Origin of the sequence: Flavobacterium collinsii, from assembly GCF_902804485.1 — a bacterium.
Lineage (GTDB): Bacteria > Bacteroidota > Bacteroidia > Flavobacteriales > Flavobacteriaceae > Flavobacterium > Flavobacterium collinsii.
In genome coordinates this window covers 98,367-113,133 of the sequence record NZ_CADCST010000054.1, presented here as the reverse complement: position 1 = coordinate 113,133, position 14,767 = coordinate 98,367, and the positions used below count along the sequence as shown (strand labels likewise).

Below are 14,767 nucleotides of genomic sequence, written 5' to 3'. Positions count from 1 at the left end.
ATAAATTAAAAAATTATCAAATGAAAACTTTAAACGATTTCGACTTTAAAAATAAAAAAGCAATTATCCGTGTGGACTTTAATGTGCCATTGGATGAAAATTTTAATGTAACTGACGCTACACGTATTGAAGCTGCAAAACCAACTATTGACGCTATTTTGGCACAGGGCGGAAGCGTAATTTTAATGTCGCATTTAGGCAGACCAAAAGGAGCAGAAGAAAAATATTCGTTAAAACACATTTTAAAAACAGCTTCTGAAATATTGGGAGTTCAGGTGAAATTTGCTGAAAATTGTGTTGGAGAAGCAGCAAAGTCAGCTGCGGCTAACTTACAGCAGGGAGAAGTTTTATTACTTGAGAATTTACGTTTTCATGCTGAAGAAGAAGCTGGAGATGTAGCTTTTGCAAAAGAACTGGCTTCATTGGGAGACATCTATGTAAATGATGCGTTCGGTACAGCACACAGAGCGCATGCTTCAACAACGATTATTGCACAGTTTTTTCCAACTGAAAAATGTTTTGGAACATTGTTGGCAAAAGAAATAGAAAGTTTAAATAAAGTACTTAAAAATAGTGAAAAACCGGTAACAGCAGTTCTTGGAGGTTCAAAAGTATCTTCAAAAATTACCGTTATCGAAAACATCTTAGACAAAGTAGATCACATGATCATTGGTGGAGGAATGACATTTACATTCGTTAAAGCACTGGGTGGTAAAATTGGAGAATCTATTTGCGAAGATGACAAGCAAGAGTTAGCGCTTGAAATCTTGAGACTGGCCAAAGAAAAAGGAGTTCAGATTCACATCCCGGTTGATGTAATTGCTGCAGATGATTTCTCTAATACAGCAAACACTCAGGTAGTCGATGTAAACGCAATTCCTGATGGATGGCAAGGTCTTGATGCAGGTCCTAAATCTTTAGAAAACTTTAAAAAAGTAATTCTGGAGTCTAAAACAATCTTATGGAATGGTCCATTAGGAGTTTTCGAAATGGAATCTTTTGCTAAAGGAACGATCGCTTTAGGTGATTATATTGCCGAAGCTACAGAAAACGGTGCCTTCTCATTAGTGGGAGGTGGAGATTCTGTTGCAGCAGTAAAACAGTTCGGTTTTGAAGATAAAATGAGTTATGTTTCTACCGGAGGTGGAGCTATGCTTGAAATGTTAGAAGGTAAAATTTTACCTGGAATCGCCGCGATTTTGGACTAAAAAATCACAATTAACATTTTTTTACATATTTTTCTTCATTAAACTGTTTAAGTTTGTAAAACTAAGGTTTCTGTAATGAATTGAATTATAGAATTTTAAAATAATGTTATATGATTGTAAAAAAAATAGCAATAGTGGTTTCCGCCTTTTTTTCGATATCCATGTTTGCGCAGGATGTTGCAAAAGCAGATGCTGAAATTAAGCCGGTTGTAAAGATATCGTATTTAGATTCTGTTAAAAATACTTTCAAAAAAAATGAACTGGCAGCAAGAGTTGACAGTCTTTGGATGAACGAATTAGTAAGTCTGGATATTTACGATGATCTGACAAAAGACATTCAAACCATTAATACAGACGTGACAGTTGATGAGGAACTGCCAACAGATTTGCTAAAACAGCGGCTGCAGGCAATGAATGGGAAATCACCTTTTAATATTGAATACAATCAGGGATTAGAAAACATAATAAAGTCATTTCTTAAGAATCGAAAAAAATCGTTTTCCCGATTAATGTCTTTATCCGAATATTACTTTCCAATTTTTGAAGATGCTTTTGCGAAGCAAAACGTTCCTTTAGAAATTAAATATTTAGCCGTTGTAGAATCTGCTTTAAACCCTAAAGCAGTTTCTAAAATGGGCGCCACGGGAATTTGGCAGTTCATGTACGGAACCGGTAAACAATACGCCCTTAAAATAGACTCTTATATTGATGAACGCAGTGATCCGCTTAGAGCAACTGCTGCAGCATCAGAATACATGAGCAAAATGTTCAACATCTTTGGTGACTGGGAATTGGTTCTGGCCTCTTATAACTCAGGACCCGGAAATGTGACCAAGGCCATTCGTCGTTCCGGCGGAAAAACAAAATATTGGGACATTCGAAGCCACCTTCCAAAAGAAACTCAGGGTTATGTTCCTGCTTTTTTAGCAACCATGTACCTTTTCGAATACCATAAAGAACACGGAATAAATCCACAAAGAGCCGTTGTTAAAAATTTTGAAACAGATACCGTTCAGATTAAGAGTCAGATGTCATTCAAACAAATAGCCGATTTGTTAGACATGCCACAATCTCAGTTACAGCTCTTAAATCCTTCTTATAAATTAAATGTAGTGCCTTATTATCAGGGAGAGCAGCATTTTCTGCGCTTGCCAAAAGATAAAGTAGCAACTTTTGTTTCAAACGAAGACAAGATTTATGCCTATGTAGCCTATCAGGCACAGAATAAAACTATGCCTGTACAATTGGCAATGAAGACAGCACCAAGAACAAAATATAACGCAAAAGCAAAAGAAGATTCTTCCAAAGAAATTCAGTTTTATAAAGTCCGGAAAGGTGATAATCTGGGAGCAATTGCAGACAAATATAATGTGAGTATTGTGGATCTGAAGAAGTGGAATAATCTGAAATCAAATTCAGTTGCCTTCGGAAGAAGCTTAAAAATTAAATCTGATATAGAGGCTTCTGTTAAAAATCCAAAAGAGGCTAAAGCAACATTGGCGATAGATAAAAAAACAGAGGAAGCTATTGCAGCTGCTGATGATAAAGAGAAAAATAATACACAGTCACAAGAGTATGTGGTAGCTGCCGGAGATAATTTAGGGAGCATTGCAAAGAAATTCGGTACGACTATTGCGGAGTTGAAAGAACTAAATAGTCTGACTTCAAATAATATTGGTTTAGGAAAAACTTTGGTTGTTTCTAAAACTGTTCCTGAAATTGTTGACGAAAATGCGGTAACAACTGCTATAGCATCAAACAATTCAATTGATTCGTTCAAGAAAAAAGCGACGTCAAAAGTTCTTGGTGAAGACTATTATGTTAAAAAAGGAGATTCGTTGTATAGTATTTCTAAAAAATATCCGGGAGTAACCATTTCCGATATTAAAAAGTGGAATAACATTAAAGACGGAGATATTAAACCAGGAATGAAGCTTAAAATAAACGGATAATAAAAAATCTTATATAAATTTGGGTTTTATTTCATAACTTAAGAGAATGAATAAAACCCATTTTTTATTACTACTACTTCCGTTGCTCTTCATTTCATGTTTTAAAAATGAGAAGCAGGAGGAACCTATATCCGGAAAAACGAATACAATTTCTGTCATCATAGACGATCAGTTATGGTATGGCGAAGTTGGAGATAGCATCAGAAATAAATTTGCTTCACCAGTTTTAGGGCTTACACAAGAAGAACCCCTATTTACTATTAATCAGTATCCGGCTCGTTTACTGGAAGGTTTTGTTACCGATAGCCGAAGCATAATTGTAGTTAAAAAAACAACTGCTGATAAGTTCGAAGTAACACACAGCAGATCACTACCCCATAACACTTTCAGAATTTACGGAAAATCGGTTGATGATATTATTTGCAGTATCGAACTCAATTCGGGGCAAATCATCAAAATAATCCGGGATGCCGAAATCAAAAAAATTCAGGAAGATAACAGTAAATCGTTGTTGAATCCAGCTGTTATAAAAAATAAGTTTCATATCGATCTGCAAATTCCTACCGGATATGAATACATGCTGCATAAAAAGAATTTTATCTGGTTAAAAAAAGATATTATAAGTGGCAACACCAGTTTGCTTATTTATCAGATCCCCATTCACAGTTTTGAAAAAAGTGCGAATGTAATCGACAATATTATTCGGATGCGTGATTCCGTTGGGAGTTACATCAAAGGCAGAGAACCCAACACACGTATGATAACGGGTGAGGCATACGCGCCTTATTTTTCAACGATTTCCTTAGATGGAAAAAAAGCATTTGAAACTAAAGGAACCTGGGAACTTAAGAACGATTTTATGGCCGGACCTTTTATCAACTATGCAATTGTTGACGAAATGTATAACCGAATTCTGGTAATCGAAGGATTTTGTTATTCGCCTTCCAATGAAGAACGTGATCTAATGCTGGATTTGGAAGCAATTATAAAATCGGTTAAAATTGATAAGAGGTAATATAAAGGGCTGAAAGCCCAAAAGCAGAAGCATGGTGCAACGCACGATGAAGCGGGTAAAATTTTGTTTACGCCCTGAAAGGGCAAAAGCCCAATACCAAAATTATCAATTTGCAGCTTTTTATGGAAATCCTGTTAAGTTTTTAGTAATGAGGTGACAAACTAATTTTTCTTAATTTTGTTTTACAACTAACATTAAAACAGATCATTATGAAAAATTTAATTGCAGTATTATTACTAGTCATGTGTTTTGCTTCCTGTAAAAAAGAGGCAAAGACAGCAACTGAAACAGTAGGCTCTTCTGATAGTATTAAAAAGGAAGAACCAATAGCAGAACAACCGGTTGATTCGGTAGCACAAATGAAAGCCTGGCAAGAGTATGCAACCCCGGGGGCTCCTCATAAATTAATGGCGGATGAGGTTGGAACCTGGAATTGTGACATGACTTTCTGGTCAGAACCAAACGGGAAACCTGAAAAAGCTACTTCAACAGCAAACGTTAAAATGATTCTTGGAGGACGTTATCAGGAATCGAACTATCAGGGAACCATGATGGGGCAGGCTTTTGAGGGTAAAAGTACATTAGCTTATAACAATGCCAGTAAAGAATACACCACTACTTTTATCGATAATATGGGAACCGGTATGCTGGTGGCAATGGGTAAGTACGATGAAAGCACTAAAAGTATGGAGCTAAAAGGTGACATGGTTAATCCCGTAAACGGTAAAAAGACACCCTACAGAGAAATTTATACCATTGTAGATGCTAAAACGCGTAAGATGGAAATGTTTGATGTAAAAAATGGTGAAGAGTTTAAGAGTATGGAAATCATTATGAAGAAAAAATAAGATTGGCATTCCATCATAAAGTATAAATCCCGGTTGCAGTTTGTAATCGGGATTTATATTTAAGAATATTTGGTATAATTTTGTTTTTAGCGTAAGTTAGAACCGTAAACAATAAGCCAAAACAATAAACAAAGAGCAAATGGAGCTAAAATGGAAAATAAAGCCTTTTGAGGCGTTAAATGTAAACGAGCTATACGATTTACTCAAATTAAGAAGTGAGATCTTTGTAGTCGAGCAAAACTGCGTTTATTTAGACCTTGACGGTAAAGACAAGAAAGCATTACACCTGATTGGGGAATACGATGGCAAAACAGTAGCGTATGTACGTTTATTCGACGCTGGAATCAGTTTTGATAATGCTTCGATCGGACGTGTGGTCGTAGATGTCAATTACAGAGATAGGAAATGGGGACATGACCTAATGCGTGAAGCGATTGCTGCTATAAAATTGAATTTCAATAAAGAAGCAATAACCATTGGAGCTCAATTGTATTTAAAAAAATTCTACGAAAGCCACGGATTCGTTCAAACCAGCGAAATGTATCTGGAAGATGATATTGAGCACATAGAGATGACGCGTGACTAAAGCGTTTTGTTGAGGTACAAAGAAGCAAAGGCTCAGAGAAGCAAAGGAGAAAAGGTACAGTAGGATTAAATAGTTGTTTAAATTTTCGTAATCAAAAATTCAACACGACGATCCAGATTATCACCTTTTCCCAGCGGGTATTTATTCCCGCAACCCTGATAAGTCATTCGGTTTTTTGAGATCTTTTTGGAGCTGAGGTAGTAAAAAACAGTTTTGGCACGGTTCCAGGAAAGTCTTCTTTCATTGGTGGCTCTGTCAATTCCGTCGGAGTAGATATCAGGGGTGCAGCAAACATGACCTCTGATTTCGAATTTTAGACCATTTTGTTTTTCTAAGATTGCGGCAACTTTATCTAATTCCTTTTTAGAGTTTGAAGTAAGTTTTGAACTTCCAATATCAAATAAAATATTGTCTAAGAAGATCTTGTCACCAATTTTGAGTTTGTTAGGGAACGAGTTGTAGATTCCTTTTCCAAAACTATTTTTCTTAACGGCTATCAAATCGACCCTTCGGTTTCGGGTACGGGTTTCGTGAAGGTTTTCTATAGTGTCGGGCCGGACAACAACACGTCCTTTCCCTTCCAAAATAACAATTTTACCTTGGTTGAATCCGGCTTTAACCAATAAGTTCTGAATGGTGCTTGCCCGATTGTTAGATAAACGAAAATTGTATTCGTCATTTCCGCGATCATCACAATAACCATATATTTGTACCGACTCTACTTTAGAAGTGTCGATACTTTTAATAAAACGGTTTACAACTTCGGTTTGTTTTGGTGTAAGATCGAACTTGTCAAATTCGAAATAGATAGTTTCAATAGGTTTTTGCTGTGCCGATAAATTGTAAATAAGAAACAGAAATAGGGCTCTGTAAAGCTTCATTTTTTTACATTTTTAAAATCGTTTTATACTCAGTCTGGTTATTTAATACATTCACAGCTTTTTTAATTTCTGAATTGTTTTTAATGTAATATTGATACAAACCTTCCTGATATTGATATCTTTTAATCAATTCTTCCTGTATCAGGTTTCTGATCTCCTTTTGATTTTTATCCAGTAGTGTGCTTTCGCTTTTTTCAAGAGCTGCCTGTAATTGTTGGTATTCCGTAGCAATAGTTTCGTCTATTTTTTCATTTTTGGCCGCAGCCATCATATTTTTCAACGCCACTTCCGATTCCGTGTCAAAACTAATTTTGTTGGTTTTTAGAAACTGCTTGAAACTACTGTAATCAGTATCAGTAAGGATAGGTGTTTTATCTCCTAAATTTGGATTCTTGTAATAGTACGTGGTAGCATAATCAAAGATTCCGTCATTTTTTAGCAAAGCAGTTGTGATCGGACTCATTTTGGTTTCATCCAGTTCTATATCCGGTAAAACACCACCACCATCATAAACTGTTCTTCCTTTTCGGGTTTTAAAAGCATTGAAATTTTTAGCATCGGTTTTTTGAGCCACACCATTTTTGTCCTTATGCGCATAATCCAAAGCCTGAATACAACGTCCGGAAGGCGTGTAATAACGTGAGATTGTCACTTTCAACTGAGTTCCGTAAGTTAAGTCAACAGAGCGCTGCACCAAACCTTTTCCGAAACTGCGGCTTCCCAGAATCACGGCACGGTCTAAATCCTGTAAAGCTCCTGAAACAATTTCTGAGGCTGAGGCGCTTCGTCCATTTACCAAGATGGCTAAAGGAATTTCAGTATCAACAGGTTCTTTAGTCGTTTTATAAGTGTTGTTGTGTTTTTCGATACGTGATTTTGTAGTCACAATAACTTCATTCTTCGGAACAAACAAATTACAGATATCAATGGCTTCGTTGAGTAAACCACCCGGATTTCCTCTTAAATCAAGTACAATTTGAGTTGCACCGTCTGCTTTAAGTTTCTCAAGGGCATCTTTTACTTCGTTGGAAGCTTTTCGGCTAAAGTGTGCCAAAACAATGTATCCGGTTTTGGCATCAATCTTTCCGAAAAACGGAACCGATTTAATATCGACTTCATCCAGAACCAATTCGGTTGTGAAGGTTTTTCCCTGACGGAGGTATTTAATGGTAATTTTAGTATTTTTAGTTCCTTTCAGTAATTGTGAGGCATCATCCTTAAAATCAGCAATCATAACATCACCAATCTGAATAATCTCGTCTCCGGCTTTCAGTCCGGCTTTGTCGGCAGGATAGTTTTTATAGGGTTCACGTACAATTAAGCGGTCTTTTTTTCTTGAAATCAAAGCTCCTATTCCGGTATATTCGCCTGTATTGTTGATTTTGAAATTAACAACATCCTGTTCGTTAAAATAAACGGTATAAGGATCCAGACTTGCGAGCATGCTTTTAATGGCCTTATCCATCAGGTCACCCGGGTTGGTTTCGTCGACATAATTGGTGTTTACCGCTTTGAACAAAGTGGTAAAGATTTCAATTTGTTTGGCAATTTCAAAAAAGTCATCTTTAAAACTGGTTCCGATAAATAAAAACCCTGCAGCAACGGCAGGTATGATAAATTTCTTCTTGAAATAAGGATACATGATTATATTTTTTTTCTTTTAAATCTTTTTCTAATAAAGTAGACAAGTACGCAAAATACTATAATAAATGGCCAGACGCTAATAATTGAAATTAAAAAATCGGACAGACTGAAAAAACCGGATTGAATAGCAGCCCATATTTTAGACCCGTAAGAAATCTTAACGCCTTGTTTTTGAGCTATGGTTTTGTAAAATGATATTGTTACGGTACTTTCTGAAACGCGGCTTTCAAGATATTTTAGCTGACCTTCTTTGGCTTCAATTTCTTCACGGATAGCGGAAATTTGTTTTTCAATTTCCAATATTTCACTAATCTTAGTGGCTTTTTGTAAAATCTCTAAGTAGCGAGCTTCAAGTTTGCGTTTTGTGTTTAATCTTGAAGTTAAGTCAATGTATTGTTCGGTAACATTTTCTGCAGAAATCTCTTTTTGTTCAAAGTACGAAACACCTTTAGAAACCGCATTTATAAAAGAATCAAAGTTTGCACTGGGAACGCGAATGGTTAAGGTTCTGTAAATGTTGTCATATTCTTTGCCTTCAGAATCATTCTGAATGGAGGCTTTATTGGCAACAATCGCAGTTTGGATTTGTTTGAAAGTATCTTCTAAATCATTGGTTTCAAATCGAAGTGAAGCCTGTTTGATAATTTTTTGTGAAATCTGTGGCGCATCCGGGGCAGCGGGATCATACTGTGCATCTGACGCTGCAGCGGATTCATTTTTTGGAGTAAGCTTGACTGCGCTAATCATCATATTAGCAGAAGGTTCCTCATTTTTACTGCAACTTGAAAAGCCTATAAAGAGCAAGAATAAAAAGAAAATATACCGCATAATTTTTCAAATTAAAGTTAAAACTACAATTTTTTTATAATTTTTCGTATAATTTGATAAATAAAGTTGTCGTAAAGGAATTACAATTCTGTTTTATTTTCAGAATCAGGGGTTTTATTTACCTGCTGAAGGAATTTCTCAAACAGCTGAATGGTTTTGGTATTAATTTCTGCATAAGACAGTCTGTCTTTGGTCTGATAAAAAAACATCAGGGAGTAGGGCTCTTGAATGTTATCCAAAAGTAAATGTTTGTTTAAACGATATGTTTCTCTTAAAACGCGTTTGAAGTAATTGCGGTCAACGGCCTTTTTGAAATATTTCTTAGAAACCGAAACCCCTATTTTGATTTTTTCTTCTGAATTTTCTTCCGCCGGACGATAAACCAAACGCAATGGATATTTGGAAACTGATTTTCCTTCAGAAAACAGTAAACCTATTGTCGTTTTGCTCTTTAAGCGTTCATTTTTAGGGTAAGTGAAGTTCATTTAATTCAGAAAAAATTTGCAAATTTTAGGGCAAAGGTACAATTAAACCAGAAAAACGGTTATTGTTTTCAATTTTTATACCGCTAAAAATTTATTTATTACTTTTGGGCATTAATTTTTCAAGCATGCAGAAGATAATTTCGTATCCCATTTCCGTAATTTATTACTTGTGTTTTGGTTTTTGTTTGGCGGTGTTTCACCCGATACAATGGTTTTGCCTGAATGTTTTTGGGTATCAGGCGCATAAAAAAAGTGTAGATTATCTGAATTTTTTCCTGTTAAGATGCACGAATCTGGTGGGAACAAGGTATACTGTTAGCGGAGTAGATGATATACCAAAGGGGGTTCCAATAATTTTTGTGGCCAATCACCAAAGTATGTATGATATCGTGACAATGATTTGGTACTTTAGACGATTTCATTGTAAATTTGTAAGTAAGAAGGAGTTAGGAAGCGGAATCCCGAGTGTGTCATTTAATTTGCGCCATGGAGGATCTGTCTTAATCGACCGAAAAGACCCTAAACAAGCGATTCCGGTAATCAAAGGCTTGTCTGAATATATCGAAAAAAATACCAGAGCTGCTGTAATTTTTCCTGAAGGAACAAGAAGTAAAACAGGAAAACCCAAAGAATTTGCACAAAGTGGTTTAAAAATCTTATGTAAATATGCGCCGTCTGCTTATGTAGTACCGGTAAGTATCAATAATTCTTGGAAAATGGTTCGTTTTGGAATGTTTCCGGTCGGATTAGGAAATCATTTAACATTTACAGCGCATAAAGCAATGTCTGTAAAAGATTATGATTTTGCCGATTTAATGGCTTTGACAGAAAAAGCAGTGGTAGAAGGAGTAAATGAGTATAAATAGATTTTTGTTTTAGTACAAACGAAAACTTAAATCCCAATCTTAAATAAGTAATGTCTATAAAAAACATTAGATTAGAAGTAATGCAGTTTTTGGAAAAAAACGTGGATAGCTTCGTTGAACAGTATTTAATTCCAGTGGAAAAAATTTGGCAGCCGTCAGACTTTTTGCCTAATTCTGAAGGAGAGAACTTCTTTGAGGAGGTAAAAGAGTTGCGTGAAATTGCTAAAGAATTACCATATGATTTCTGGGTAACTTTAGTGGGAGATACCATCACTGAAGAAGCTTTGCCAACATACGAATCATGGTTAATGGATGTAGAAGGAATCAATCAGGTAGAGAACGGTGGAAATGGCTGGTCGAAATGGATCAGACAATGGACCGGAGAAGAAAACCGCCACGGAGACCTTTTGAATAAATATTTGTATTTGTCTGGTCGTGTAAACATGCGTGAAATCGAAATGACAACACAGCATTTAATCAACGACGGTTTTGATATTGGAACCGGATCTGATCCGTACAAAAACTTCGTATACACCAGTTTTCAGGAGTTAGCGACTTATGTTTCACACAACAGAGTGGCACAAATGGCGAAGAAATTTGGTGACAACAAGTTGTCTAAAATGTGCAAAATGATTGCAGGTGACGAAATGCGTCACCACCATGCGTATAGTGAGTTTGTTACCCGTATTTTTGCAGTGGATCCGAGCGAAATGATGTTGGCGTTTCAATATATGATGAAACAAAAAATCGTAATGCCGGCGCATTTCTTAAGAGAATCAGGTCAGAAAATAAGCAGTGCTTTCGAACAGTTTTCTGATTCGGCACAACGTATCGGAGTATATACGGCAAACGATTACGTAGATATTATGCAGAAGTTAATTGACAAATGGGAAATCGATAAAATTTCGAATTTGACAGATGAAGCTGAAAAAGCACGTGATTACTTAATGAAATTACCGGCTCGTATGGCGAGGATCTCTGAAAGATTGGTTATTCCACAAGAATCACACATCTTTAAATGGGTTGAACCAGCAAGATTGTAGCTTTCTGATTTTGAAGTTTAGATTTATGAAACTTTAAGCAGAACATCTAAAAACATATTGTTGATTGTTGAGGTTGCAAAACTTTGACAATCAACATTTTTTATTTAAAGTATAAAACACCAGTTTAAAGCTGTTTTATCGGACTGTCCTTTACCGCAAACTATAAAAATACCATGAAGAATTCTGAACTAATAAACAAAACCATCGCTTTTGTAAAAGAGAAATTAAACGACGCCGAGGGTGGACACGATTGGTTTCATATCGAACGCGTTTATAAAAATGCACTTTTAATTGCAAAAGGAATGGATTGTGATCTTACAGTAGTGCAACTGGGGGCTTTGCTTCACGATATTGCGGATAGTAAATTTCACAATGGTGATGAAACTATCGGACCCAAAACTGCACGTTTATTTTTAGAATCTCAAGAAGTTGCAGAAGACACGATTCAGCATGTGGTGAACATCATCGAAAACATCTCTTATAAGGGCGGAAATTTCGAAAAGAAGTTTTCTTCTGTAGAATTAGATATCGTTCAGGATGCGGACCGTTTAGATGCAATTGGAGCGATTGGAGTAGCAAGAGCATTTAATTATGGCGGATTTAAGAACAGAACGCTTCACGATCCTGAAATTGCTCCGATTACCAATATGACCAAAGAGGAGTACAAAAAGAATAACGCACCAACGATAAATCATTTTTATGAAAAGCTTTTACTTTTAAAAGATAAAATGAATACCGAAACGGGTAAACAAATTGCAGCAGATAGACATCGTTTCATGGAAACATTTCTGGCACAGTTTTATGCAGAATGGGACGGGGAGAAGTAGAGATTTTTTTCCGCCGAGACACACTAAGAAAACACAAAGCTTCACAAAGGATTTTTAATCTCTGTGAAGCTTTGTGTTTATTTGGTGAAGCTTTGCGAAACAATTCACTCATGAACAGCCGCAATTCCCATCACCACAGTCTTTTTTCTTTTTAGATTTCCAAAAGAACTTTTTGATGAGGTAACCAACGGCAATGAATAATATGATAAAAGCTATAATTTCCTGTACCATGATCGTTTATTTTAAAAGTTGATACGTTATTAATGCAACAAAATAGGCAAGACCGCTCATCAGGACAAGCTGCATAGCGGGCCATTTCCAGGAATTAGTTTCTTTTTTGGTGATCGCCAGCGTACTGGCACATTGCATAGCAAAAGCATAAAAGAGCAATAAGGATATACCTGAGGCAAAGTTAAAGATCTTATGACCCGTTTCCGGATTGATCTCTTCCTGCATTTTGCTTCTTATGGTTGATTCGTTATCGGTATCTCCAACACTGTATATGGTAGCCAGTGTTCCCACGAAAACTTCACGTGCAGCAAAAGAACTAATTAGAGCAATTCCAATTTTCCAATCGTAACCTAAAGGTGAAATGACTGGTTCTATAGCTCTACCCATTAAACCTATGTAGGAATTTTCTAGTTTTTGAGACGCCACTTCATTTTCAAACTGAGTTTCGTCTAGAGGAGTAGCTGCAAATTTTTCTTTTACAATAGTTTCTGCCTCATTAAAATCTTTCCCTGGTCCATAAGAAGCTAAGAACCACAAAATCACAGATATTGCGAGGATGATTTTACCGGCACCAACCACAAAAGCTTTTGTTTTTTCAACAACATTAATCGCAACGTTTTTGAATAACGGCAATTTATAACTTGGCATTTCTACCACGAAATAAGTCTTGGCACTTATTTTTAATATTTTATTTAAGATGTAAGAAGAAAGAATTGCTGTTACAAAACCTAATAAATACAACAACATTAGCGCCAATCCCTGCATGTTTAGGATACCAAAAAGACGTTCATCCGGAATTACCAGTGAAATAATAATAGTGTAAACAGGTAATCTTGCTGAACAGGTCGTGAACGGAGTCACAAGAATTGTGATCAGTCTTTCTTTCCAGTTTTCAATATTTCGGGTGGCCATGATCGCCGGAATAGCACAGGCCGTTCCTGAAATCAAAGGGACAACACTTTTGCCGGATAAACCAAACTTTCGCATGATTTTATCCATCAAAAAGACTACACGGCTCATATAACCGCTTTCTTCTAATATCGAAATGAATAAAAACAAAAAGGCAATTTGCGGAATAAAAATGATTACACCGCCAATTCCGGGTACAATTCCCTGTGAAAGTAAATCGGTTAGAATTCCGCTTGGTAATTCCGCCGCGACCCAGCTGCTTAAAGAAGCAAAACTGCTATCTATGAAATCCATAGGTATCGTTGACCAACTGAAAATAGATTGGAAGATCAAAAATAAAATAGCCAGGAAAATCACATACCCCCAAACCTTGTGCGTTAAAATACGATCCAGTTTTGCCCGAATATCTTTGGCCGTCGAAGCATCAACTTTTAAACCTTCTTTTAAAACATCGTTTATGAATTGATAACGTTTTATCGTTTCTTTTTGCTGTAAACGTTTTAATTCGGAATGTGATTTGGTAAACGTATTTCTGATTTCGTTTCGATCAAGGTTCGAAAAGTTTACATCCTGTGTGATCACCAGCCAAAGTTTGTACAACAATTGATTCGGGAAAGCATGCTGCAATTTTTCAAAATACTCCTGATCAATAACAGATGCATTCAGGCAGGGTTCGTGCGGAATCGTTTTGTACGAGACAATTAATTCTTTCAACTCTTCGATTCCCAAACCTTTTCGCGAACTTACTAAAGCAATTTTAGTTTTTAGTTTCTCTTCCAAATAAGGGATGTCCAGCGTAATACCTTTACTTTCCATACGGTCTGACATGTTGATGACCAAAATCGTTGGAATTTCAAGATCTTTGATTTGGGTGTAAATCAGTAAATTACGTTTCAGATTTTCAACATCTGTAACGACTACTGCTACATCCGGATATAATTTGTCGTTTTTGTTTAACAAGAGCTCAATTACCACGCTTTCATCCATAGAACTGGCATTCAGGCTGTACGTTCCCGGAAGATCCAGAATGTTGGCCTTGACGTTGTTTGGTAATTTGCAAAACCCGATTTTTTTCTCAACAGTAATTCCGGGATAATTCCCGACCTGTTGATTTAATCCGGTAAGCTGATTGAAAACTGAAGTTTTTCCTGTATTTGGATTCCCAATAAGGGCAACGTTGATATTTTGAATACTCATTACAAATCGTTTTTGATCAGTTCAACTTCAATTTCACGAGCAGTTTCAACGCGAATGGCGACATGCGAACCATTAATGTCTAAATAAAGAGGATCGCCAAAAGGAGCGATTTGCAATAATTCAACTAAGTTGCCCGGTAAACAACCCATTTCTAGTAGTTTCAGAGGAATAAGATCGATATCAAAATCTTTGATAATGGCTTTATCGCCTTTTTTCAGAGTGTGGATAGTATTTTGCAAGCTTATTT

At 36.2% G+C, this 14,767-nt stretch carries 15 protein-coding genes; 8 read left to right on the top strand and 7 right to left on the bottom strand.

Translation table 11 applies throughout. The features are described from left to right. Positions 1 to 20: 20 nt before the first annotated feature. The 5 genes from FLA105534_RS02710 (at position 21) to FLA105534_RS02690 (ending at position 5,609) form a co-directional block, all read left to right on the top strand. On the top strand, positions 21 to 1,208 hold the full coding sequence (locus tag FLA105534_RS02710; protein ID WP_173964508.1) for a phosphoglycerate kinase: 1,188 nt from the start codon (positions 21 to 23) through the stop codon (positions 1,206 to 1,208). A gap of 110 nt (positions 1,209 to 1,318) precedes the next feature. Then, entirely contained in the window at positions 1,319 to 3,160 is a 1,842-nt protein-coding gene (locus FLA105534_RS02705; protein WP_173964507.1) for a lytic transglycosylase, read from the top strand. Positions 3,161 to 3,206: 46 nt separating this feature from the next. Further along, positions 3,207 to 4,175 (top strand): DUF4837 family protein, encoded by a 969-nt coding sequence (locus FLA105534_RS02700; RefSeq protein WP_173964506.1) that lies wholly within the window; start codon positions 3,207 to 3,209, stop codon positions 4,173 to 4,175. 209 nt (positions 4,176 to 4,384) lie between these two features. Continuing rightward, positions 4,385 to 5,023, top strand: coding sequence for a DUF1579 domain-containing protein (locus FLA105534_RS02695; RefSeq protein ID WP_173964505.1), 639 nt, complete (start codon positions 4,385 to 4,387; stop codon positions 5,021 to 5,023). Between the two features lie 139 nt (positions 5,024 to 5,162). Further along, a complete protein-coding gene (locus tag FLA105534_RS02690; RefSeq protein ID WP_173964504.1) occupies positions 5,163 to 5,609 on the top strand; it encodes a GNAT family N-acetyltransferase in 447 nt (148 codons plus the stop codon). Positions 5,610 to 5,686: 77 nt separating this feature from the next. Here FLA105534_RS02690 and FLA105534_RS02685 read toward each other — a convergent pair whose 3' ends face one another. From FLA105534_RS02685 to rnpA, 4 genes are all read right to left on the bottom strand, one after another. After that, the gene (locus FLA105534_RS02685) at positions 5,687 to 6,490 is read right to left on the bottom strand and encodes an OmpA family protein (protein WP_173964503.1); all 804 of its coding nucleotides are present in this window, start codon (positions 6,488 to 6,490) and stop codon (positions 5,687 to 5,689) included. 4 nt (positions 6,491 to 6,494) lie between these two features. Beyond that, on the bottom strand, positions 6,495 to 8,132 hold the full coding sequence (locus FLA105534_RS02680) for a S41 family peptidase (protein ID WP_173964502.1): 1,638 nt from the start codon (positions 8,130 to 8,132) through the stop codon (positions 6,495 to 6,497). 2 nt (positions 8,133 to 8,134) lie between these two features. Then, positions 8,135 to 8,962 carry a DUF4349 domain-containing protein gene (locus FLA105534_RS02675; protein WP_173964501.1) on the bottom strand — a complete coding sequence of 276 codons (828 nt, stop codon included), beginning with the start codon at positions 8,960 to 8,962 and terminating at the stop codon, positions 8,135 to 8,137. A gap of 80 nt (positions 8,963 to 9,042) precedes the next feature. Further along, complete coding sequence (gene rnpA / locus FLA105534_RS02670; RefSeq protein WP_173964500.1) at positions 9,043 to 9,447, bottom strand: ribonuclease P protein component; 405 nt, start codon at positions 9,445 to 9,447, stop codon at positions 9,043 to 9,045. Between the two features lie 125 nt (positions 9,448 to 9,572). Between rnpA and FLA105534_RS02665 the strand changes: the two genes are divergently transcribed. From FLA105534_RS02665 to FLA105534_RS02655, 3 genes are all read left to right on the top strand, one after another. Beyond that, the gene (locus tag FLA105534_RS02665) at positions 9,573 to 10,313 is read left to right on the top strand and encodes a lysophospholipid acyltransferase family protein (protein WP_173964499.1); all 741 of its coding nucleotides are present in this window, start codon (positions 9,573 to 9,575) and stop codon (positions 10,311 to 10,313) included. A gap of 50 nt (positions 10,314 to 10,363) precedes the next feature. After that, positions 10,364 to 11,356 carry an acyl-ACP desaturase gene (locus FLA105534_RS02660; protein WP_173964498.1) on the top strand — a complete coding sequence of 331 codons (993 nt, stop codon included), beginning with the start codon at positions 10,364 to 10,366 and terminating at the stop codon, positions 11,354 to 11,356. A gap of 173 nt (positions 11,357 to 11,529) precedes the next feature. Further along, entirely contained in the window at positions 11,530 to 12,183 is a 654-nt protein-coding gene (locus tag FLA105534_RS02655; protein ID WP_173964497.1) for an HD domain-containing protein, read from the top strand. Between the two features lie 108 nt (positions 12,184 to 12,291). Here FLA105534_RS02655 and FLA105534_RS02650 read toward each other — a convergent pair whose 3' ends face one another. From FLA105534_RS02650 to FLA105534_RS02640, 3 genes are read right to left on the bottom strand one after another with little or no spacing between them, the layout of a single operon-like run. Beyond that, positions 12,292 to 12,414: a FeoB-associated Cys-rich membrane protein gene (locus FLA105534_RS02650; RefSeq protein WP_255664253.1), complete on the bottom strand. Its 123-nt coding sequence runs from the start codon at positions 12,412 to 12,414 to the stop codon at positions 12,292 to 12,294. Positions 12,415 to 12,420: 6 nt separating this feature from the next. Continuing rightward, positions 12,421 to 14,520 (bottom strand): ferrous iron transport protein B, encoded by a 2,100-nt coding sequence (feoB, locus tag FLA105534_RS02645; protein WP_173964496.1) that lies wholly within the window; start codon positions 14,518 to 14,520, stop codon positions 12,421 to 12,423. Beyond that, the gene (locus FLA105534_RS02640; protein ID WP_173964495.1) at positions 14,520 to 14,759 is read right to left on the bottom strand and encodes a FeoA family protein; all 240 of its coding nucleotides are present in this window, start codon (positions 14,757 to 14,759) and stop codon (positions 14,520 to 14,522) included. The genes feoB and FLA105534_RS02640 overlap by 1 nt, the downstream gene beginning before the upstream one ends. Between the last annotated feature and the right edge of the window lie 8 nt (positions 14,760 to 14,767).

Excerpts from the sequence above, each read along its gene's own strand:
- FLA105534_RS02665 (WP_173964499.1), top strand. The coding sequence starts at position 9,573 with ATGCAGAAGATAATTTCGTATCCCATTTCCGTAATTTATTACTTGTGT.
- rnpA (WP_173964500.1), bottom strand. The coding sequence starts at position 9,447 with ATGAACTTCACTTACCCTAAAAATGAACGCTTAAAGAGCAAAACGACA.
- FLA105534_RS02660 (WP_173964498.1), top strand. The coding sequence starts at position 10,364 with ATGTCTATAAAAAACATTAGATTAGAAGTAATGCAGTTTTTGGAAAAA.
- FLA105534_RS02705 (WP_173964507.1), top strand. The coding sequence starts at position 1,319 with ATGATTGTAAAAAAAATAGCAATAGTGGTTTCCGCCTTTTTTTCGATA.
- FLA105534_RS02710 (WP_173964508.1), top strand. The coding sequence starts at position 21 with ATGAAAACTTTAAACGATTTCGACTTTAAAAATAAAAAAGCAATTATC.
- FLA105534_RS02690 (WP_173964504.1), top strand. The coding sequence starts at position 5,163 with ATGGAGCTAAAATGGAAAATAAAGCCTTTTGAGGCGTTAAATGTAAAC.
- FLA105534_RS02695 (WP_173964505.1), top strand. The coding sequence starts at position 4,385 with ATGAAAAATTTAATTGCAGTATTATTACTAGTCATGTGTTTTGCTTCC.
- FLA105534_RS02680 (WP_173964502.1), bottom strand. The coding sequence starts at position 8,132 with ATGTATCCTTATTTCAAGAAGAAATTTATCATACCTGCCGTTGCTGCA.
- FLA105534_RS02700 (WP_173964506.1), top strand. The coding sequence starts at position 3,207 with ATGAATAAAACCCATTTTTTATTACTACTACTTCCGTTGCTCTTCATT.
- feoB (WP_173964496.1), bottom strand. The coding sequence starts at position 14,520 with ATGAGTATTCAAAATATCAACGTTGCCCTTATTGGGAATCCAAATACA.
- FLA105534_RS02655 (WP_173964497.1), top strand. The coding sequence starts at position 11,530 with ATGAAGAATTCTGAACTAATAAACAAAACCATCGCTTTTGTAAAAGAG.
- FLA105534_RS02650 (WP_255664253.1), bottom strand. The coding sequence starts at position 12,414 with ATGGTACAGGAAATTATAGCTTTTATCATATTATTCATTGCCGTTGGT.
- FLA105534_RS02685 (WP_173964503.1), bottom strand. The coding sequence starts at position 6,490 with ATGAAGCTTTACAGAGCCCTATTTCTGTTTCTTATTTACAATTTATCG.
- FLA105534_RS02675 (WP_173964501.1), bottom strand. The coding sequence starts at position 8,962 with ATGCGGTATATTTTCTTTTTATTCTTGCTCTTTATAGGCTTTTCAAGT.